The sequence below is a fragment of the Nocardioides sp. P5_E3 genome, assembly GCF_054049275.1.
The window spans coordinates 56,686-76,161 of record NZ_JBFUMR010000006.1; the positions used below are offsets into that span (position 1 = coordinate 56,686).

Annotated in this window: 19 protein-coding genes; 7 read left to right on the forward strand and 12 right to left on the reverse strand. The window is 71.9% G+C overall.

What is annotated here, in order from left to right; genetic code table 11:
* Positions 1 to 15 precede the first annotated feature (15 nt).
* Positions 16 to 1,134 (reverse strand): BMP family lipoprotein, encoded by a 1,119-nt coding sequence (locus tag ACXJKB_RS05060; RefSeq protein WP_457186022.1) that lies wholly within the window; start codon positions 1,132 to 1,134, stop codon positions 16 to 18.
* A gap of 210 nt (positions 1,135 to 1,344) precedes the next feature.
* Here ACXJKB_RS05060 and ACXJKB_RS05065 point away from each other — a divergent pair, with 210 nt between their 5' ends.
* From ACXJKB_RS05065 to ACXJKB_RS05075, 3 genes are all read left to right on the forward strand, one after another.
* Positions 1,345 to 1,812, forward strand: coding sequence for a cytidine deaminase (locus tag ACXJKB_RS05065; protein WP_457186024.1), 468 nt, complete (start codon positions 1,345 to 1,347; stop codon positions 1,810 to 1,812).
* Positions 1,812 to 3,095 carry a thymidine phosphorylase gene (locus ACXJKB_RS05070; RefSeq protein WP_457186026.1) on the forward strand — a complete coding sequence of 428 codons (1,284 nt, stop codon included), beginning with the start codon at positions 1,812 to 1,814 and terminating at the stop codon, positions 3,093 to 3,095. The genes ACXJKB_RS05065 and ACXJKB_RS05070 overlap by 1 nt, the downstream gene beginning before the upstream one ends.
* A 111-nt stretch (positions 3,096 to 3,206) precedes the next feature.
* A complete protein-coding gene (locus tag ACXJKB_RS05075) occupies positions 3,207 to 4,805 on the forward strand; it encodes a VWA domain-containing protein (protein ID WP_457186028.1) in 1,599 nt (532 codons plus the stop codon).
* A gap of 4 nt (positions 4,806 to 4,809) precedes the next feature.
* Here the strand turns inward: ACXJKB_RS05075 and ACXJKB_RS05080 are convergent, their stop codons facing one another.
* Positions 4,810 to 5,262, reverse strand: a complete 453-nt coding sequence (locus tag ACXJKB_RS05080) for a MaoC family dehydratase (RefSeq protein ID WP_457186030.1) — start codon at positions 5,260 to 5,262, stop codon at positions 4,810 to 4,812.
* Positions 5,263 to 5,311: 49 nt separating this feature from the next.
* Here ACXJKB_RS05080 and ACXJKB_RS05085 point away from each other — a divergent pair, with 49 nt between their 5' ends.
* Entirely contained in the window at positions 5,312 to 6,388 is a 1,077-nt protein-coding gene (locus ACXJKB_RS05085; RefSeq protein ID WP_457186032.1) for an adenosine deaminase, read from the forward strand.
* Here ACXJKB_RS05085 and ACXJKB_RS05090 read toward each other — a convergent pair.
* Complete coding sequence (locus ACXJKB_RS05090; RefSeq protein WP_457186034.1) at positions 6,378 to 6,989, reverse strand: ATP-binding protein; 612 nt, start codon at positions 6,987 to 6,989, stop codon at positions 6,378 to 6,380. The genes ACXJKB_RS05085 and ACXJKB_RS05090 overlap by 11 nt on opposite strands.
* Before the next feature lie 97 nt (positions 6,990 to 7,086).
* Between ACXJKB_RS05090 and ACXJKB_RS05095 the strand changes: the two genes are divergently transcribed.
* The gene (locus ACXJKB_RS05095; protein ID WP_457186036.1) at positions 7,087 to 8,763 is read left to right on the forward strand and encodes a substrate-binding domain-containing protein; all 1,677 of its coding nucleotides are present in this window, start codon (positions 7,087 to 7,089) and stop codon (positions 8,761 to 8,763) included.
* An 80-nt stretch (positions 8,764 to 8,843) separates the two neighbouring features.
* Here the strand turns inward: ACXJKB_RS05095 and ACXJKB_RS05100 are convergent, their stop codons facing one another.
* Genes ACXJKB_RS05100 through deoC form a run of 3 tightly spaced genes read right to left on the reverse strand, consistent with a single transcriptional unit; the run spans position 8,844 to position 12,129 of the window.
* Complete coding sequence (locus ACXJKB_RS05100; protein ID WP_457186038.1) at positions 8,844 to 9,704, reverse strand: aldehyde dehydrogenase family protein; 861 nt, start codon at positions 9,702 to 9,704, stop codon at positions 8,844 to 8,846.
* A complete protein-coding gene (locus tag ACXJKB_RS05105; protein WP_457186040.1) occupies positions 9,701 to 11,146 on the reverse strand; it encodes an aldehyde dehydrogenase family protein in 1,446 nt (481 codons plus the stop codon). Before ACXJKB_RS05105 ends, ACXJKB_RS05100 begins: the two co-directional genes overlap by 4 nt.
* Positions 11,147 to 11,151: 5 nt before the next feature.
* Positions 11,152 to 12,129 (reverse strand): deoxyribose-phosphate aldolase, encoded by a 978-nt coding sequence (gene deoC, locus ACXJKB_RS05110; RefSeq protein WP_457186042.1) that lies wholly within the window; start codon positions 12,127 to 12,129, stop codon positions 11,152 to 11,154.
* 78 nt (positions 12,130 to 12,207) lie between these two features.
* Here deoC and ACXJKB_RS05115 point away from each other — a divergent pair, with 78 nt between their 5' ends.
* Entirely contained in the window at positions 12,208 to 12,816 is a 609-nt protein-coding gene (locus tag ACXJKB_RS05115; protein ID WP_457186044.1) for a hypothetical protein, read from the forward strand.
* On the opposite strand, the gene ACXJKB_RS05120 is transcribed toward ACXJKB_RS05115, so the two are convergent.
* Entirely contained in the window at positions 12,800 to 13,456 is a 657-nt protein-coding gene (locus tag ACXJKB_RS05120) for a TetR/AcrR family transcriptional regulator (RefSeq protein WP_457186046.1), read from the reverse strand. The two genes, ACXJKB_RS05115 and ACXJKB_RS05120, sit on opposite strands and share 17 nt — an antisense overlap.
* A gap of 95 nt (positions 13,457 to 13,551) precedes the next feature.
* Between ACXJKB_RS05120 and ACXJKB_RS05125 the strand changes: the two genes are divergently transcribed.
* Positions 13,552 to 14,493, forward strand: a complete 942-nt coding sequence (locus ACXJKB_RS05125; protein ID WP_457186048.1) for an NAD(P)-dependent alcohol dehydrogenase — start codon at positions 13,552 to 13,554, stop codon at positions 14,491 to 14,493.
* On the opposite strand, the gene yidC is transcribed toward ACXJKB_RS05125, so the two are convergent.
* Genes yidC through ACXJKB_RS05150 form a run of 5 tightly spaced genes read right to left on the reverse strand, consistent with a single transcriptional unit; the run spans position 14,483 to position 19,449 of the window.
* On the reverse strand, positions 14,483 to 15,280 hold the full coding sequence (gene yidC, locus ACXJKB_RS05130) for a membrane protein insertase YidC (protein ID WP_457186050.1): 798 nt from the start codon (positions 15,278 to 15,280) through the stop codon (positions 14,483 to 14,485). The two genes, ACXJKB_RS05125 and yidC, sit on opposite strands and share 11 nt — an antisense overlap.
* 55 nt (positions 15,281 to 15,335) lie before the next feature.
* Complete coding sequence (locus ACXJKB_RS05135; RefSeq protein WP_457186052.1) at positions 15,336 to 15,641, reverse strand: hypothetical protein; 306 nt, start codon at positions 15,639 to 15,641, stop codon at positions 15,336 to 15,338.
* A gap of 49 nt (positions 15,642 to 15,690) precedes the next feature.
* Positions 15,691 to 16,635 carry a GNAT family N-acetyltransferase gene (locus tag ACXJKB_RS05140; RefSeq protein ID WP_457186054.1) on the reverse strand — a complete coding sequence of 315 codons (945 nt, stop codon included), beginning with the start codon at positions 16,633 to 16,635 and terminating at the stop codon, positions 15,691 to 15,693.
* Positions 16,636 to 16,637: 2 nt separating this feature from the next.
* Positions 16,638 to 17,783 (reverse strand): hypothetical protein, encoded by a 1,146-nt coding sequence (locus tag ACXJKB_RS05145; protein WP_457186056.1) that lies wholly within the window; start codon positions 17,781 to 17,783, stop codon positions 16,638 to 16,640.
* Between the two features lies 1 nt (position 17,784).
* Complete coding sequence (locus ACXJKB_RS05150) at positions 17,785 to 19,449, reverse strand: phospho-sugar mutase (RefSeq protein ID WP_457186058.1); 1,665 nt, start codon at positions 19,447 to 19,449, stop codon at positions 17,785 to 17,787.
* Between the last annotated feature and the right edge of the window lie 27 nt (positions 19,450 to 19,476).

Below are 19,476 nucleotides of genomic sequence, written 5' to 3' on the forward strand. Positions count from 1 at the left end.
GGAGCGTGCTGGTGATCAGCCCAGGTAGGACTTGACCTTGATGGAGCCGTCGATGATGCCGGCCCTCACCTCGTCGAGCTCGCCGGCCAGCTCGGGGCTGACCTTGTCCTCGAAGTTGTGGAACGGCGCGATGCCGACGCCGTCGTTCTCGAGGGTGCCGATGTAGGGCTCGAAGTCGAACTCGTCGTTGCCCGCGGCCATGATGGCCTCGTAGGTGGAGACCTTCATGCCCTTGAGGATCGAGGTCATGACGTAGTCCTGGGTGCTCGGGTCGGTCTCGAAGAGGTCGGCGTCGACGCCCACCATCGCGATGTCGTTGCCCGAGTCCTCGATCGCGGTGATCGCGCCCTGGTAGATCGGACCGCCGACCGGCAGGATCACGTCGACGTCCTGGTCGAGGATCTGCTTGGCGGTGCTGGTCGCGGCCTCGTTGGCCTCGAAGCCACCGGTGAAGGAACCGTTCTTGCCGTCCCAGCCGACGACCTCGACGTCCTTCTTCTTCTCCTTGGCGTAGTACTCCGCGCCCTGCTTGAAGCCGTCCATGAAGATGGTGACGGTCGGGAAGGGCATGCCGCCGTAGGTGCCGACCTTGCCGGTCTTGGTGTAGTCAGCAGCGGCGTAGCCGGCGAGGAACGCGGCCTCGGCGGTGTTGTAGAGCAGCGGCTTGATGTTCTCCACGTCGGCCTTGCCGTCGAAGGTCGCACCGTCGTCGCCGCCGTCGGCGGAGTCGTCGATCAGGACGTACTCGATGTCGGGGTTGGCGGCGGCCGACTCCTTGGTCGCCGCGGCCAGGGCGAAGCCGACGGTGACGATGGCGTCGCAGCCCTCGCCGACCAGGCTCTCCAGGTTGGGGCCGTAGTCGTTCTCGCTGTTCGACTCGACGGCCTTGAGCTCGACACCGAGCTCGTCGGCCGCCTGCGTGGCGCCCTCGAAGCCGAGCTGGTTGAACGACTTGTCGTCGAACCCACCCGCGTCGGACACGATGCACGGCAGGAAGTCGCTGGCAGCCGGGCTGCTGTCGCTCCCGCTCCCGGTGTTGGTGTCTTCCTCGGGCGCGTCACCACACGCAGCCAGGGTCGCGGCGGCGAGCAGCGCCACGAGGCCGCTCGAGACGACCTTCCTCGTCTTCAACACAAATGCCTCCAAGTTCGTGCACCCCGGGGTGGGGTCAGCGTTCCGGGAGCATGATGCCTGCCGGGGCGCACCCCGTCACGAGGTTCTGAACTTCTGAAATGCGTTTGAGACATAAAAGTCGCCGGACGACTTTCGGCGGAACCTGCCAAAGACCGCTGGTTCGCCGTATGCGCCATAGTGGCCGCTTGCAGGAGAAGGTGGAGGGCCGAGGTGGCAGAGAAGGTGGAGGACGCCGTGCACGAGACGTTGGACCAACAGGGCTGGGACGAGCTGAGGGCGGCTGCCACCGGGGTGATGCGGCGGGCCTACGCCCCCTACTCCCACTACAAGGTGGGCGCGGCTGCGCGGGTCGACGACGGCCGGGTCGTGACCGGCTGCAACGTGGAGAACGCGGCGTACGGCGTCGTGCTGTGCGCCGAGTGCGGCCTGGTGTCCCAGCTGTACTCCACCGGCGGCGGTCGGCTGACGCACTTCGTCTGCGTCAACGGCGGGGGTGAGATCATCATGCCGTGCGGCCGGTGCCGCCAGCTCCTGTTCGAGCACGGCGGACGTGACCTGCTGGTCTGGACCGTTTCGGGGGTCAAGCCCATGTCCGAGGTGCTGCCCGACGCCTTCGGACCCGACGACCTCACCCACATGGCCGACCTGGCCGACGCAGCATCGGAAGGAACCGACTAGTGGCTGCCCACGACGCCGTCGAGGTGATCCTCGCCAAGCGCGACAAGCACGAGCTGTCCGACAGCCAGATCGACTGGGTGATCGACGCCTACACGCGCGGCGACGTCGCCGACGAGCAGATGTCGTCGCTCGCCATGGCGATCCTGCTCAACGGCATGAACCGCCGGGAGATCTCGCGCTGGACCGGCGCGATGATCGCCTCGGGGGAGCGGATGGACTTCTCCTCGCTCTCGCGCCCGACTGCCGACAAGCACTCCACCGGCGGCGTCGGCGACAAGATCACCTTGCCGCTGGCCCCCCTGGTCGCGGCCTGCGGCGTCGCGGTCCCCCAGCTCTCGGGCCGCGGCCTGGGCCACACCGGCGGCACGCTCGACAAGCTCGAGTCGATCCCCGGGTGGCGTGCGGCGCTGAGCAACGAGGAGATGTTCGCCATCCTCGAGGACGTCGGCGCCGTGATCTGCGCCGCCGGAGACGGCCTCGCCCCGGCCGACAAGAAGTTGTACGCCCTGCGCGACGTCACCGGCACGGTCGAGGCGATCCCGCTGATCGCCAGCTCGATCATGAGCAAGAAGATCGCCGAGGGCACCGGGGCACTGGTGCTCGACGTCAAGGTCGGCAGCGGCGCCTTCATGAAGGACCTCGACTCGGCGCGCGAGCTGGCCGAGACGATGGTGGCGCTCGGCACCGACGCGGGCGTGCACACCGTTGCCCTGCTCACCGACATGGCGACCCCGCTCGGGCTGACCGCGGGCAACGCGGTCGAGGTGCAGGAGTCCGTGGACGTCCTGGCGGGTGGCGGTCCCGCCGACGTGGTGGAGCTGACCCTGGCCCTGGCCCGCGAGATGCTCGCCGGCGCCGGACGCGACGACGTCGACCCGGCCGACAAGCTGGCCGACGGCTCGGCGATGGACGCGTGGAAGGCGATGATCCGCGCCCAGGGCGGCGATCCGGACGCCGCCCTCCCCGAGGCGAAGGAGTCGCACGTCGTCACGGCGCCGTCGAGCGGCACCCTCACTCGGCTCGACGCGATGGCGGTCGGCATGGCCGCCTGGCGCCTCGGTGCCGGGCGGGCGCGCAAGGAGGACCCGGTGCAGGCGGGTGCCGGCGTCGTCTGGCACGCGCGGCCCGGCGACGAGGTCGCCGAGGGGCAGCCGCTGTTCACGCTGCTCACCGACGAGCCGGCGCGTTTCGAGCGGGCGCTGGCCTCGCTCGAGGGTGGCTTCGACATCGGTGGCGACGCGAGCGGCGTCGGCACGGAGATCGTGCTCGACCGGATCGGCTGACGGCCGGCGCGCAGCGCCCTCCCCAACTCTGACGATGACCGGCCAGTAGCAACCGGGTTGCCCGGGCCTCCTCCTAGCGTTTCTTTACCTTAGGGATCTTGGGGGAACCCGATGCAGAGCAACGACCAGCGCGGACCCGGCCGCGCCACGAAGATGTCGACCGCCGTGCTGGCGGTCCTGGTGCTGGTGACAGGGCTGGCCGTCGGCGCGGGCGCGACCTGGTTCGCCCTGTCCCGCGACGGCGACGGGGCCGCCGCCTCCGACGACGGGTGCGCCGAGTTCCGCAGCGTCGACCTCGTCGTCGCGCCGGAGATGTACAGCGTGGTGGTGGCTGCCCTCGCGGACGTCACGCCCGACTGCGTGCAGGTCGACCCGGCGCTGCGACCGGGCATGGAGGTCGCCCGCGGCGCGTCGCTGGGTAGCCGGCTTCCGGACGTCTGGATCCCGGAGGCGCATTTCGTGGCCACCGAGGCCTTCCTCGGTCGGGCCCCCCGACCGAGGCTGCTGGTGAAGAGCCTTGCCCGGACGCCTGTGGTCCTCGTGGGCGGCGACGCAGCGCAGCGCTTCGCGACCTGGGGCGACGCCGAGGCGTCGGGCCTGGTGTCCGTGCCCAACCCGGAGTCGTCCGTCGCGGGCGCCCTCGCGGTGACCGCTCCGGAGGCCGAGGCACGCGCAGTGGGTCGGACCCGCGACGCCGCTCGCCAGCTCCTGGTCCCCTTCGCGCAGGCCCAGGGTGCCCGCACCGTTGACGGAGAGGACGCCACCGTCCAGCCGGCCATGTTCGCGCGCCGCTCACCGCGGCTGGTGGTCGCCACCGAGCAGCAGCTGGAGACGGTCGACGGTCGCGCCGACCTCCGCGACCTGACCCCGCCCGTGGGCACCCCGGTCCTGGACTTCCCGCTCATGGTCGCAGCCGACGCCGCGCCCGGCTCGCGTGCGCTGGCGAAGGCTCTGGCCCAGCACCTCGAGGGCACGGTGGGTCGCTCCTTGATCTCCGATGAGGGACTCCGGCCCCCGAGCAAGGACGACGACGGGGTCCTCCGACCCCCCACGGCCAAGGCGATCGCCGAGGCGGTCTTCTCGTGGAGCCAGCTCAGCGTGCCGTCGGCCATGCTCGCCGTCGTCGACGCCTCCGGCTCGATGGACGCCGACGCCGGCAACGGGTCGCGCATGGACCTGCTGGCCGACGCGGCCAGGATCGGGCTGGGCTTCCTGCCCGACCACGCGCGGGTCGGTCTGTGGGTCTTCTCGATCGACCAGGGTGGCCCCGGCCAGGACTGGCGCGAGCTCGAGCCCATCCGTCGCCTCGACGACCTGCGCTTCGGCCGCACCCAGCGCTACGCCCTGCGGGAGCGCGCGGCCGAGATGTCCAGCCTGACCGACGGCGGCACCGGGCTCTACGACACGGCGCTGGCCGCCTACCGCGAGGCGCTGAAGAACTACCGGCCGCACTACTCCAACTCCGTGGTGCTGATGACCGACGGCCGCAACGAGGACCCCGGCTCGATCAGCCTCGACCAGCTGCTGCAGCGGCTCGAGGAGCTGAAGGACCCCGACCGGCCGGTGCGCATGGTAGGCATCGCGATCAGCGGCGACGCCGACCTCGCCGCCCTGCGCCGGATGGCGCGGGTCACCGGCGGCGACGCCTACCTCGCCGCCCAGCCCGAGGACGTGCTGGGGGTGTTCGCCCAGGCAGTGCTGTCGCGGTGACGCCTCAGGCGAGGAGCAGCACCACGTGGGCGGCCACGCAGGCCGGCTTGTCGTGGCCCTCGATCTCGACGGTGTGCTCCACGACGAGCTGCTTGCCGGCCGCGAGGTCGCGGACCTCGCCGAAGCGCACGTGCGACCGTACCCGGCTGTCGACCGGCACGGGGCTCGGGAAGCGCACCTTGTCCAGGCCGTAGTTGAGCCGGGCGCCCGGGGTCTCCAGGCGGAAGACCTGCGAGGCGAAGTGGGGGAGCAGGCTCAGGGTGAGGAACCCGTGGGCGATGGTGGTGCCGAACGGACCCGTGCCTGCCCTGTCGACGTCGACGTGGATCCACTGGTGGTCGAGCGTGGCGTCGGCGAAGGCGTCGATGCGGGCCTGGTCGACGTCGAGCCACTCGCTGGTGCCGATCTCGGACCCGGCGGCGGCCGCGACCTCGTCGAGCGTGGTGAAGGTGCGCATGCGCACGAAGATAGTGCTTGACCATGGCGGGCCCTGCTTGGATGTGCCGATGAGCACTCCCACCCGCGACCAGGTGCAGGCCGCCCCGAAGGTCCTGCTGCACGACCACCTCGACGGCGGGCTGCGCCCGCAGACGATCGTGGAGCTCGCCGCGGAGGTCGGCCACGAGCTGCCCGCCTCGGACGCGGAGTCGCTCGGTCACTGGTTCACGGAGTCGGCCGACTCGGGCTCGCTCGTCCGCTACCTCGAGACCTTCGACCACACCGTCGCGGTGATGCAGAACGGTCCGGCGATCGCCCGCGTCGCCCGCGAGTGCGTCGAGGACCTCGCCGCCGACGGCGTCGTCTACGCCGAGGTGCGCTACGCCCCGGAGCAGCACGTCAGCGGCGGGCTGACCCTCGACGAGGTCGTCGCGGCGGTGCAGGAGGGCTTCGACGCAGGGATGGCCGCCAGCGGCGGCAGGATCGTCGTACGCCAGCTGCTGACCGCGATGCGGCACCAGGCCCGGTCGATGGAGATCGCCGAGCTGGCGATCGCGTGGCGTGACCGCGGTGTCGCCGGCTTCGACATCGCCGGCGCGGAGGCTGGCTTCCCGCCCACCCGGCACCTCGACGCCTTCGAGTACCTCCAGCGCGAGAACGCCCACTTCACGATCCACGCCGGTGAGGCCTTCGGCCTGCCGTCGATCTGGCAGGCGATCCAGTGGTGCGGCGCCGACCGGCTCGGCCACGGCGTGCGGATCATCGACGACATCACCGTCAACGACGACGGGTCGGTCGAGCTCGGGCGGCTGGCGGCCTACGTCCGCGACAAGCGGATCCCGCTCGAGATGTGCCCGAGCTCCAACATCCAGACCGGGGCGGCGGAGTCCTTCGCCGAGCACCCGATCGGGCTGCTGACCGACCTGCGCTTCCGCGTCACCGTCAACACCGACAACCGCCTGATGAGCGGCACCTCGATGACGCGGGAGATGTTCGGCCTGGTGGAGGCGTTCGACTACCCGCTGGAGGACCTGCGCTGGTTCACCATCAACGCGATGAAGTCGGCGTTCCTGCCCTTCGACGAGCGGCTCGCGATCATCGACGGCGTCGTCAAGCCGGGCTACGCCGCCCTCATCAACGGCTAGCGGCGCTGCTGTCGGCGGTCAGCTCGGCGTACGCCTGGTCACCCGTCGCGCGCCGACAGCCCTGCCGCACCGCGTGGGCGACGACCCGCTGCTGGTCGCGCATCAGTGCCAGCCCGCGGCGTACGAGCACCCGCGGCGGCTTGCGGTGCTCGCGCAGGTCACGGGTGAGGCGCCGCCAGAACGTGACGAGCGGGTGCTGGGTGATGCAGTAGGCCGCGGCGAGGATGCCCGCCTCCCGGCACGCGGCCACCACCTCCGGCGCGAAGATGCCCTCCGCGACGAACCGGTTGCTGCCGCCGAGGTCGACCGTGCGTGAGCCGCAGCGTCCGTTCTGCGCGATCTCGTAGATCGGCACCTCGCTGCGCCCGGTGGCGCACAGCTCGCGCAGCGCGGCGAGGGCGTCGGCCTCGTGCCACGAGTCCGGGTGGTCCCAGTCGACGAGCCCGGAGTTGGCGCCGGTGGTGATGCGGGGGAGCGAGGGGTCGTCGCCGTCCTTGTAGAAGTCGTCGAGGCGCAGGACGGGGAGCCCGAGGCGCTCCGCCAGCCGGGACTTTCCGGCGCCGCTGGGTCCGGCCAGGACGACCACCTGGGCAGTGCTCATTTGTTGCGAACTCATTTCGTCGTTCGGCCACGGAGGGTAAAGGCTGGACATTAGTCTCGCCCAGACCTTCGATCGACACCTCTGTGGGAGGACCTCCATGAGTCTCGACGACTCGACTGCGCCCGAGACCGCGTCCGCTACCGCGGACGGTTCCGGTGGCGCAGGCCGCTCCGCCAAGACCTTCGTCCTGGGTGGCCTCGCGCTCGCGCTCGTCGTGGGCCTCGTCGGCTTCTTCACGGTGCGCGGTGCCAGCGGCGAGCCCGAGGGTGCCGAGTGCATCTCCGAGGTCGTCACGCTGACCACCGCCCCGGTCATGGAGGACCTGGTCAACCAGGCGGTCAAGGACGTCAACGAGGACGAGCCCTGCATCGACATCCAGGTCACCGCGGGCACCGTGAAGGACGTCGTCGCCGTGCTGAGCGACCCCAACGCCGAGCTCCCCGAGATCTGGATCCCGGACAGCCCGACCTGGAAGGGCCAGCTCACCAGCGCCGGCTGGACCGGTACGCCGATCGCGGAGGTCCTCGCCCAGACGCCGGTCGGCCTCATCGGCGGCCCGGCCGCCAAGGCCCCGGCATCCTGGTCCTCCGTCCTCGACGGCGGCAGCCTTTCTATGGCCGACCCGAGCGCCGAGGGTGCCTCCGCGCTCGCGCTGCTCGCGCCGTACGCCGAGATGAAGAAGACCGGCGAGACCGCGCTGTCCATCGAGGAGAAGACCGTCCCGGTCGCCCAGACCTACGGCGAGCGCGCCGTGGCCGGCAGCGCCACCGAGACCGACCTTTCGACGATCACCGCGTCCAGCACCCAGCTGGTGCCCGCGACCGAGCAGGCCTACCTCGCCGCCCGCCGCAGCAACGACCAGCTCACCCTGGTGGCGCCGAAGACAGGCGCGCCGATGCTGCAGTACCCGCTGATCGACGTGAACCGCGGCAGCAAGGACATCCTCGCCTCCGGTGGCGACCTCTCCTCGCGCGTGGGCCGCGCCCTCGGTCGCTGGTTCGCCTCGAGCGCCGGCGTGGAGGCCATCGCGGCCGCCGAGCTCCGCGGCCCCGACGGCACCGCGCTGCCCAACGACATCGGCCTCGGCAGCACCCCGGTGCTCCCCACGGTCGCCCAGAAGACCACCGACGACACCCTTCGCCAGTGGCGCGTGCTGTCGGTGCCCTCCAGCATCCTGGCGGTCGTCGACCTCTCCGGCTCGATGAAGATGGCCATCGGCGACACCACCCGCATCGGTCTGGCGGTGACCGCGTCCCAGGTCGCGCTCGACGCCTTCCCGGCGCAGGCCCGGATCGGCATCTGGGGCTTCTCCAAGAACCGCGGCGAGAACGGCGCCTCGTACGCCGAGTACTCCCCGCTCGAGCGGCTCGACGCGCCGGCCGCCGACGGCAAGACGCACGGCGACGAGGTCCGCGCCGAGGCCGACGCCCTGCCCAGCAAGGTCAGAGGCGGCACCGGCGTCATGGACTCCACCCTCGCGGCCTACAAGCACGCGCAGGAGATGTGGGACCCGGCGTGGTTCAACTCCGTGGTGATCATGACCGACGGTGCCAGCGACGACTCGAGCTCGCTGTCGCTGGAGTCGCTCGTCAACCAGCTCAAGTCGCTGCGCGACCCCGCCAAGCCGGTCAAGGTGATCGTCATCGGCATCTCGCAGGACGCCGACACCGGCGAGCTCGAGCAGATCGCCGCCGCCACGGGTGGCCAGAACTACCTCGTGACCAACCCCAACGAGATCCTCGGCGTGCTGGCCCAGGCCCTGCTCAACCGCTGATCGATCGGCTCGTCCGCCATCACGCACGAAGGCCCCCGGAGGATCTCCGGGGGCCTTCGTCGTGTCGTGGGTCGGTCGGCTCAGACGCCGATCGGGTGCCAGACGGTCTTGGTCTCGAGGAACTGCGTCATCCGGTCCAGGCCGGGCTCGGCGAGCCAGTCGGTGTCGGGGGCGGGACGGCGTACGCGCTTGAGGTTGTCGGCCCCGGCCACCTCGAGCTCGGTCGCGAGCTCGGCGTCCTCGACCCCGGTCAGGTCGATGCCGTTGACGTCCATGTGCGAGGCCAGCCACGGGGCGATCTCGGTCTGCGAGCCGGTGAGCACGTTGACCACGCCGCCCGGGAGGTCGCTGGTGGCCATCACCTCGCCGAGCGTGATCGCGGTCAGCGGGTTGTCCTGGCTGGCGATCACGACCACGGTGTTGCCGGTGATGATGAGCGGCGCGACGACGCTGACGAGGCCGAGCAGGGGGCCGCGCGGGGCGACGACGGCGATGACGCCGCTGGGCTCGGGGGTCGACAGGTTGAAGTAGGGGCCGGCGACCGGGTTGGCGTTGCCGACGACCTGGGTGATCTTGTCGGCCCAGCCGGCGTACCAGACGAGGCGGTCGATCGACGCGTCCACGTAGGTGCGCGCGCGGGCCGCGGAGATGCCCTCCGCGGCGCGGAGCTCGGCCTCGAACTGCTCGCGCCGACCCTCGAGCACCTCGGCGATGCGGTAGACGACCTGCGCGCGGTTGTAGGGGGTCTTGCCGGACCAGCCACCGAAGGCAGCACGGGCGGCGACGACGGCGTCGCGGGCGTCCTTGCGGGACGCCTGGGCGGCGTTGGCGACCAGGCGGCCCTTGGCGTCGTTGACGACGTAGGAGCGACCCGACTCCGAGCGCGGGAACTGGCCCCCGATGTAGAGCTTGTACGTCTTGCGTACGTCGATGCGGCTCACGCGTCCGCTCCCTTCTCCGTGTTCTTGAGGTAGCCCTCGAGACCGTGGCGGCCACCCTCGCGGCCGTACCCGGACTCCTTGTAGCCGCCGAACGGCGAGGTGGGGTCGAACTTGTTGAACGTGTTGGCCCAGACGACGCCCGCACGGAGGCGGTTGGCCATGGACAGGATGCGCGAGCCCTTGTCGGTCCACACGCCGGCCGAGAGGCCGAACGGCGTGTTGTTGGCCTTCTCGATCGCCTCGGAGGGGGTGCGGAAGGTCAGCACGGACAGGACCGGGCCGAAGATCTCCTCGCGGGCGATCCGGTGGGCCTGCGTGACGCCGGTGAAGACGGTCGGGGCGAACCAGTAGCCGTTGGACGGCAGCTCGCAGGGAGCCGACCAGCGCTCGGCGCCCTCGGACTCGCCGACCTCGGAGAGCTCGCGGATCTTGGCGAGCTGCTCGGCGGAGTTGATGGCGCCGACGTCGGTGTTCTTGTCGAGCGGGTCGCCGACGCGCAGCGTGGCCATCCGGCGCTTCAGGCGCTCCATGACCTCGTCGGCGACGGACTCCTGCACGAGCAGGCGCGAGCCGGCGCAGCAGACGTGGCCCTGGTTGAAGAAGATGCCGTTGACGATGCCCTCGACGGCCTGGTCGAGCGGGGCGTCGTCGAAGACGATGTTGGCGGCCTTGCCCCCGAGCTCGAGGGTGACCTTCTTGTCGCTGCCGGCGACCGCGCGGGCGATCGCCTTGCCGACCTCGGTGGACCCGGTGAAGGCCACCTTGTCGACGTCGGGGTGCGACACGATGGCACGGCCGGTGTCACCGGCGCCCGTGACGATGTTGACGACGCCGGGCGGCAGGTCGGCCTGCTGGCAGATCTCGGCGAAGAGCAGCGCGGTCAGCGGGGTGGTCTCGGCCGGCTTCAGCACGACCGTGTTGCCACAGGCCAGGGCCGGGGCGATCTTCCACGCCAGCATCATCAGCGGGAAGTTCCACGGGATGACCTGGCCGGCGACGCCGAGCGGGGTCGAGCCGTAGCCGGAGTACTGGAGCTTGTCGGCCCAGCCGGCGTAGTAGAAGAAGTGGGCGGCGACGATCGGCACGTCGACGTCGCGCGACTCCTTGATCGGCTTGCCGTTGTCGATCGACTCCAGGACGGCGAGCTCGCGGCCGCGCTCCTGGATGATCCGGGCGATCCGGTAGAGGTACTTGGCGCGCTCGGCGCCGGACATCCGTGACCAGACGCGGGTGTAGGCGCGACGGGCGGCCTTCACGGCCTCGTCGACGTCGGCGTCGCTGGCCTCGGCGACCTCGGCCAGCACCTCCTCGGTGGCGGGGTTGACGGTCTTGAACGACGTGCCGTTGCCGTCGACGAACTCGCCGTTGATGAAGAGTCCGTAGGACGGCTTGATGTCGACGATGGCGCGCGACTCGGGCGCGGGGGCGTACTCGAAGGTCATGGTTATCAGTCCAGCGTGAAGTAGTCGGGACCGGAGTAGCGGCCGGTCGTCATCTTGGTGCGCTGCATGAGCAGGTCGTTGAGCAGCGTGGAGGCGCCGAAGCGGAACCAGTCGGGGTCGAGCCAGTCCTCGCCGCAGATCTCGTTGACCATCACGAGGTACTTGATGGCGTCCTTGGTGGTCTTGATGCCACCGGCGGGCTTGACCCCGATCATCTGCCCGGTCTGCTCGCGGAAGTCGCGGACCGCCTCGAGCATGATCAGGGTGACCGGGAGCGTCGCGGCGGGCTGGACCTTGCCGGTGGAGGTCTTGATGAAGTGGCCACCGGCCATCATCGCGAGCCAGCTGGCCCGGCGGACGTTGTCGTAGGTCTGCAGCTCACCGGTCTCGAAGATCACCTTGAGGTGCGCGTCGCCACACGCCTCGCGGACCTGGACGATCTCCTCGAAGACCTCGAGGTAGCGACCCGAGAGGAACGCACCACGGTCGATGACCATGTCGATCTCGTCGGCGCCGGCCTCGACCGCGTCGCGCGTGTCGGCGAGCTTGATGTCCATCGCCGCGCGGCCGCTCGGGAACGCGGTGGCGACCGCCGCGACGTTGACGCCGCTGTCGCCGAGCGTCTGCTTGGCGGTGGCGACCATGTCGGGGTAGACGCACACGGCAGCGGTGGCCGGGCAGGTCGGGTCGGCCGGGTCGGGGCGCATCGCCTTGGACGCGAGCGCGCGGACCTTGCCGTGGGTGTCCTGGCCCTCGAGCGTGGTCAGGTCGACCATCCGGATGGCCAGGTCGATGGCGTACGCCTTCGACGTGGTCTTGATCGACCTCGTGGCCAGACCGGCGGCGCGGGCCTCGCACCCGACCTGGTCGACGCCGGGGAGGCCGTGGAGGAATCGGCGGAGCGAGGAGTCCGAGCGCACGATGTCGTCGAAGACCGCGTGCGAGGAGGTCGTGCTCGCCGTGGAGCTGGCAGTGGGTGTCACCGACCCAGCATAGAGTTGGCCCGGACGCCCCCGGCAATCCGCAGGGGGCCAATGTCTGCCCAAAACAGCGAGGAGACCATGGCACGCCTGCAGGACGACGGCGAGGCCGTCGTGGAACGGTTCCCGCCCACCAGTGGACGGTTCTCCGGCTGGGCGGCCGTGCTCCTGAGCGCCGCGGTCGTGGTCGCCATGGTGGCCTACCTGGACGACGGCTTCCCCGCGTGGGTGGGCGGCGTCGCCCTGCTGGTCGGCGTCCTGTCGTGGGCCGCGATGCTGCGCCCGGCGCTGTGGGCCACCGAGGAGCACCTGGTGATGCGCAACCTCGCCGAGACGGTCCACGTCCAGCTGGCCGCGGTCGAGGAGCTGGCCGTGCGCCAGGTGCTCGCGGTCCGCGCCGGCGACCGGCGCCTCGTCAGCACGGTGCTGGGCCGCACCTGGCGCAAGGCGATGCTGACCCGCGGCGCTCCGTCGTCCGGGGACGGCCCGCACGAGGGGATGCGCTACGTCGACTGGGCCGAGCACCGGCTCCGCGAGCTCGTCGACGCCGCCCGTGACCGCGCCGGGGTCGCCGCCGGCTCGGAGGAGCAGCGTGCGCTGCCCGGTGCCGTACGCCGTGAGCCGGCGACGATGCCACTGGCGCTGATCGCGGTGGCCGCCGTGCTGATGGTGGTCAGCTTCTTCCTCTGATCTCCTGCGGCACGCGCTGCTCGAGGCCGTCGAGCACGAGCGCGAGGCCGAAGTCGAACTCGTCGCCGTAGGCGTAGTCCTGTCCCACGACCTGCTCGGCCACCATCTCCGCGAGGTGCGGGCGGTCGGCGAGCACCGCGCCGAGGTCGGCGACGAAGTCGTCGGCCGACTCGCCGGGCTCGAAGGGCAGGTTCACCTCGGTGAGGACGAACCCGTAGGTGTAGGCGTCGAGCACCGAGAAGGCGTGCGCGGCGAGAGCGACGGAGAAGCCCGCCGAGCGCAGGCAGCCGAGCACCGCGTCGTGGTGGCCGAGGGTGGCCGGACCGGGGGAGCGCCGCGACTCCAGGAGCCCGAGCCCCCACGGGTGGGCGGCGAGCACGGCCCGTGCTGAGCGCGCCCGCTCCTCCATCTCCGCGCGCCATGCCGCGCCCGACCGCGGCAGCGTGATGCGGGCGAAGACCCAGTCCGCGAGGCCGTCGAGGAGCGCCTCCTTCCCGGCGACGTGGTGGTAGAGCGACATCGCCTCGACCCCGAGCTCGCGTCCCACGCTGCGCATGCTCACCCCGGCGAGCCCGGACGCGTCGGCGACCCGGCTCGCGGCGTCGACGACGCGGTCGCGGGAGAGCGGTGGTCTGGACATGAGGACTCCTGGGCTTGGGTGGCTTACAGGCGTAAGGCTACGGTGTCCGACACCAGGCTTACAGGTGTAAGTCTCCGTGGGCTCGAGGAGTGGTCGTGAAGGCAGCAGTCGTGGAGCGGTACGGACCGCCGGAGGTCGTCGCGGTGCGGGACCTGCCCGACCCGGTCGCAGGGAAGGGCCAGGTCGTCGTGCGCGTCCGGGCGACGACCGTCAACTCCGGGGACGCCCGGATCCGCGGGTGCCGCTTCCCGCGCGGCTTCGCGGTGCCGGGCCGGCTCGCACTCGGGTGGCGCGGCCCGCGCCGGCAGGTCCTCGGCGTCGTCTACTCGGGGACGGTCGAGTCGCTCGGCGCCGGCGTCACCGGCCTGACGATCGGCGACGAGGTGGCGGGCATGACCGGGATCGGGATGGGCGCTCACGCCGAGCTCGCGGCCGTCCGCGCCGACCGACTCACGACGGTGCCTGCCGGTGTCTCGCACGAGGACGCCGCCGCCGTCCTCTTCGGCGGCAGCACGGCGCGCCACTTCCTGGACGACGTGGTGGCACCCGGCCGGCGCGTCCTGGTGAACGGCGCGTCCGGCGCGGTCGGGACGGCGGCCGTGCAGGTCGCGCACCTGGCCGGCGCGCACGTGACCGCGGTCTGCAGCGGGCGCAACGCCGAGCTCGTGCGCTCGCTCGGGGCGGACGAGGTGGTCGACCACACCCGGACGTCGGTCCACGACCTGGCGACGACGTACGACGTCGTGCTCGACGCGGTCGGCAACCTCGACCGGCGCTCGGGTCGCCGCCTGCTCGCACCGTCGGGTGTGCTGGTGCTCGCCGTCGCGGGTCTCGTCGACACCGTCCTCGCCCGCGGGAACGTCCGCGCCGGAGGATCCGTGGAGGATCCCACCCACTTCGCGTGGCTGCTCGAGCGCCTCGCGGCGGGGGAGCTGCGGCCGGTGGTCGGTCGGACGCTGCCGCTGGCCGAGATCGTCGAGGCCCACCGCGTCGTCGACTCCGGCCGCAAGGTCGGCAACCTCGTCGTCACGCCATGACGTGGCGCGCGGCCGCCGCCGTCCCGGGGGTGGGCCACCAGCGTGCGATCGCCGCCGACTGGGCGAGCGTCCACGTCGAGCTGCACACCCAGTAGACGAGCAGTGCCACCGGCACCACGCCTCCTGCGAGCAGCATCCCGCCGGCCGACATCACGGGCATGAGGCGCTGCGCCGCGACCATCGCCTCCGGCATGCCGTCCACGGACGTGTTGGGCGCGACCACGAACCGCTGGGTGACGTACGACAGCGCGGCCGCGGTCAGCGCGAGCCCGGCCACGACGGCGAGGTGGGGGCCACCGGAGCCGAGGTAGCCGTGGCCGGCGAGCGAGACGCCGACGAGGGAGGCGGCACCGAACGACGACACCAGCCCCGGTCCCATCGCGCCGACGGCCGTGCCGTGGGCCACGTCGGAGACGAGGTGGTAGAGCGCGAGCCACACCGGCAGCTGCACCAGCACCGGCAGGCAGCCGAGGCGGCTGACCCCGTGCTCGGCGGACACCGCGCGGCGCTCGTCCATGTGGGCGCGCAGGCTCTCGGCGTCCGTGCGGCCGCGGTAGCGCTCGGTGATCCCCTTCAGGTGGGGGCGGGCGCGCGCCCCGGCGTGGGCCTGGCGGACGCCGTGGATGACGAACGGCAGCAGCAGGAGCCGCACGAGGACGACGAGCGAGGCGATGCCGACCACCCAGGTGACGGCGGAGTCGGCGGAGACGCCGAGGGCGGCGAGGGCGTCGTGGGTCGTGGCCATGACGGCGGCGAGGGCGTGCTTGAGCGGGGCGAGCGGTGACATGGAGGTCTCCTGGATCGGGCGGAAGGGTCTGTACGACGTCGCGCGGGGCGACGGGTCAGACGCGTCCAGGAGCGCGCGGGCGCACCGGGTGGACCACGTCGGTGGTCCGTCCGGCGAGCACGAGCGGGATGTCGGCGGCGCGACGGCGCGGCCGGAGCGAGTGGAGGGTGGCGTCGGGGACGCGTACCGGGGCGTGGATCCCCATCAGTGACGTGGCGGCCATCAGTGCGGCGAGGACCGCGACGCCCTCTGTCGTGATGGTCGGCGCCATCGAGGCTGCGCTGAGGACCGAGGCCACGCCGAGCAGTGCGACGACGAGCGCGAAGCGTCCGCGTACCACTGCATCGAGGGTCCGGTCCATGGGCTCGAGACTAGCGGGCTTCACGGTGGGAGCGGGCGCACGTGCACAATCAGCGGGGCGCCTCCAGGATCAGACGGTTCTCGGTCACCGCGTAGTTTGCGCGCTCGAATGCCGCCGCCATCGGGAGGTTGGTCACGTCAGTGGTGGCGGTGATGCGTTCCGCCCCTGATGCGGCGTGGATCCGGGTGACCTCGCCGAGGAGGTCGTCGACCAGGCCACGGCCGCGTTGGTCCGGCAGAACGCCGAGATATCCCACGTTGCGGTGGTACGGCGTGGCTGACGGCACGATGAAGCCGACCGGTGCCCCGACGGTGTCGGTTGCGACCCGCCACCAGTCGCGCTCGCCCGGACAGCTGTCGTAGAACTCGAAGTCGCCCTGCGCCTGACTGAGCTCGTCAGTCGTCTCCAGGGCCCGACGCGTCTCGACATCGAGGCTGCCGCGGGCGGCCTGACGGAACAGCTCGATGAACTCGTCGTCCGTCCCCGGCCGGAACGCGACCCGGGTGCTTCGCGCCGGGACCGCCCGCTCCGGCGTCCATGCGTACTGACGTCGTTCGAGCGGACGGGTGAGTCCCTGGTCCGAACACGCCTCCGTCCGCCACCGGACCGCACGGCTCGCGTCCGGATCCCCACGCCAGCCCGGCGCCAGCCGGATCGTGTACGCCGGCAACGCCGGCTCGCCGGGAGAAGAGAAGTCGGCGTGTCCGCCCTGGAGCAGCAGGGCCGCGCCCGCCCGGGGGTCAGCCACCCCGGGAAGCACGTCCAGCGCATCGAGAGCGCTGGGTGTGGTCCCACCGCGGCCCCACCACAGGGCACGACCGACCACCCGACCATTCTCTTCGAGCAACCAGGACCACTCCGGCCGCATCCGGTGGGCATCGAAGTCCTCTCGGACCTGAGCGGAGGGCGGGCCGCTGACACACGGGTCGCCAGGAAGGTCGATGAGGGCGTCGACATCCCGTGGTGTTGCTCTCCGGGCCGTCACGCCGTTCACACTCAGCGCACCTCGAAGGCGCCGAGGTCGGTGCGGCCGACGACCGGGCGGCGCTCGTCGCGGGCCGGGTGGACGTACTGCTGCCGGGCCCGCCAGCGCGACGGCACGCGGGCCCCGCGGTCGACGGCCCGAGACGACGCCGTGAGCCGGTAGTCCTCGCGGGCGGGATCCACGAAGCCGCCGAGCCCGACGCGGCGGTTGGCCCGCGCATCGGGACCCGCGCCGCCGGAGAGCTCGCCGGGTCCGACCAGGAGGTTGTTGCGCAGGTGGGCGCGGCTGCCGTCGGCGAGGGCGACGTACGTGCCGGACGTGCGCTGGTTGACGAAGGTGTTGTTGACGACCCAGAGCGTGCGGCTCGGGTTGGTCAGGCCCTCGGCGCCGTAGGAGACGAGCGCGGGGTTCTCCGACCGCGGGCCCTGGACGACGACGTTGCCCGCGACGAGCGACAGCCCGCCGTTGGGCAGGTCGATCGAGTAGCTCGCGGTGGCGTCGCCGTCGCTGATGCGGTTGGCGACGATCGTGTTGCGGGCCGCGCGCGACTTGAGCTCGTGGCCGGTGTCAGCCCGCGCGAGCCAGCTGCCGCTGACCGTCAGCGAGCGGACGGCGCCGACGTAGAGGTTGTGCGAGTAGCCGTCGCCGTAGCCGTTGCGGAAGAACCGCGACCGCTCGATCACGATGTCGCTCTCGGGGTCGGCGCCGGTGAGGATGCCGTTCTCGTTGTCGTGGAACCAGCTGCGCGTGACGGTGAGGTCGGTGCCCTCCTGGCGGATGCCCGCGCCGTTGCGGTCCGGCACGGTCGCGCCGCTCATCTCGATCCGGTCGACGGTCGTGCGATCGCCGGCGATCACCCAGATCGCCTTGCCCTGGGCATCCTTGCCGTCGGCCCGCAGGTGCGCCCGACCTCCGTCCCCGCGCAGGGTGAGGTCGTCCTGGGTCCAGGTCGCGACGTCGCCGGAGTAGGTGCCCGGGTCGATCAGCACCGTGTCGCCGTCGCGGGCCACCGCTGCGGCCGCGCTGGGGGTCGTCAGCTCGCGGTCGGGCCCGACGCGCCACGTGCGCGGACCCCCGTCGGCGTACGACGTCGTGGCGGGCGCCGCGGTGAGCAGGCCGACGGCGAGGGCGAGGACCAGCGGTGTCGCGGCGCGCACGTCAGCCCCCGAAGGCCGCGCCCCGCAGGTCGGCCTTGATCGCGTCGAGCCGGCCCGCGGCGGAGATCCGGGCGGCATCAGCGCCGGCCCCGTCGGACCCCGTCTCCACCGGGATCACGACCTCGAGGTAGCACTTGACCTTGGGCTCGGTGCCGCTGGGACGCACGATCACGCGGGCGCCCTCGGCGAGGGAGTAGCGCAGCCCGTCGGTCGGCGGCAGCGCGGCCGACCCCTGGGAGAGGTCCTCCACCTGCTCGACCGCGAGGCCGCCGAGCGTGGTCGGCGGGGCGCTGCGCAGCCGGTCCATCGTCGCCGGGATGGCGGCGAGGTCGTCGAAGCGCACCGACAGCTGGTCGGTGGCGTGCAGGCCGTGCTCACGGGCGATGTCGTCGAGGAGGTCGGTGAGGCCGCGCCCCTCGGCCTTGGCCTGCGCGGCGAGCTCGCAGACGAGCAGCAGCGCCGAGACCCCGTCCTTGTCCCGGACGTGCTCGGGGTCGCAGCAGTAGCCGAGGGCCTCCTCGTAGCCGAAGGCGAGGCCCTCGACGCGGCCGATCCACTTGAAGCCGGTGAGCGTCTCCTCGTGCGGCTGCCCGGCAGCGGCGGCCATCTTGCCGAGCAGGCTGGAGGAGACGATGGAGTTGGCGTAGGTGCCGTGTCGCCCGCGGGCGAGCAGGTGGTGGGCCAGCAGGGCGCCCACCTCGTCGCCGCGCAGCATCCGCCACCCGTGGACGTCCGGCACCGCGACGGCGCAGCGGTCGGCGTCGGGGTCGTTGGCGACCACCAGGTCGGCCTTGTGCTCGGCGGCGAGCGCCATCGCCAGGTCCATCGCGCCCGGCTCCTCCGGGTTGGGGAACGAGACGGTCGGGAAGTCGGGGTCGGGGTGCTCCTGCTGCTCGACGACGTGCGGGGCGTCGAACCCGGCGGTCTCCAAGACCTGCGCGACGGTCGTGCCGCCGACGCCGTGGAGCGGGGTGTAGACGATGCGCAGGTCGCGCGGGCCGTCCTCGGCCAGGCCCGCGACCGTGTCGAGGTAGCGGTCGACGATCTCCTCGCCGACGAGGCGGCCGGCGTCGCCGCGCGGGAGCTCCGCGAGCGGGCCGACGGCGGCGATCCGGGCGGCGATCTCGCTGTCGGCGGGCGGGACGATCTGGCTGCCGTCGCCGAGGTAGACCTTGTAGCCGTTGTCCTGCGGCGGGTTGTGGCTGGCGGTGACCATCACGCCGGCCGCGCAGCCCAGCTCGCGGATCGCGAACGCGAGGAGCGGCGTGGGCAGCGTCCGCGGCATCACGAGCGCCTTGAACCCGGCGCCGGTCATGATCTCCGCGGTGTCGCGGGCGAAGACGTCGGAGTTGTGGCGGGCGTCGAAACCGATCACCACGGACCCGCCCTTGTGGCCGGTGTCGCGGAGGTACGCCGCCAGGCCCGCCGCCGTGCGCGTGACCACGACCCGGTTCATCCGGTTGGGCCCGGCGCCGAGGGCGCCGCGCAGGCCGGCGGTGCCGAACTCGAGGGTGCCGGCGAAGCGGTCGGCGAGGTCGGTCTCCTCGCCCCGCTCGGCGGCGGCGACGAGAGCCTCCAGCTCCGCACGGGTCTGCTCGTCGGGGTCCTCGGCTGCCCAGGCGCGGGCCGCCTCGAGCAGGGCGGTCTGGTCGTTCGGCACGGTCATGGACGCACGCTATCCCCACGGGCCGTG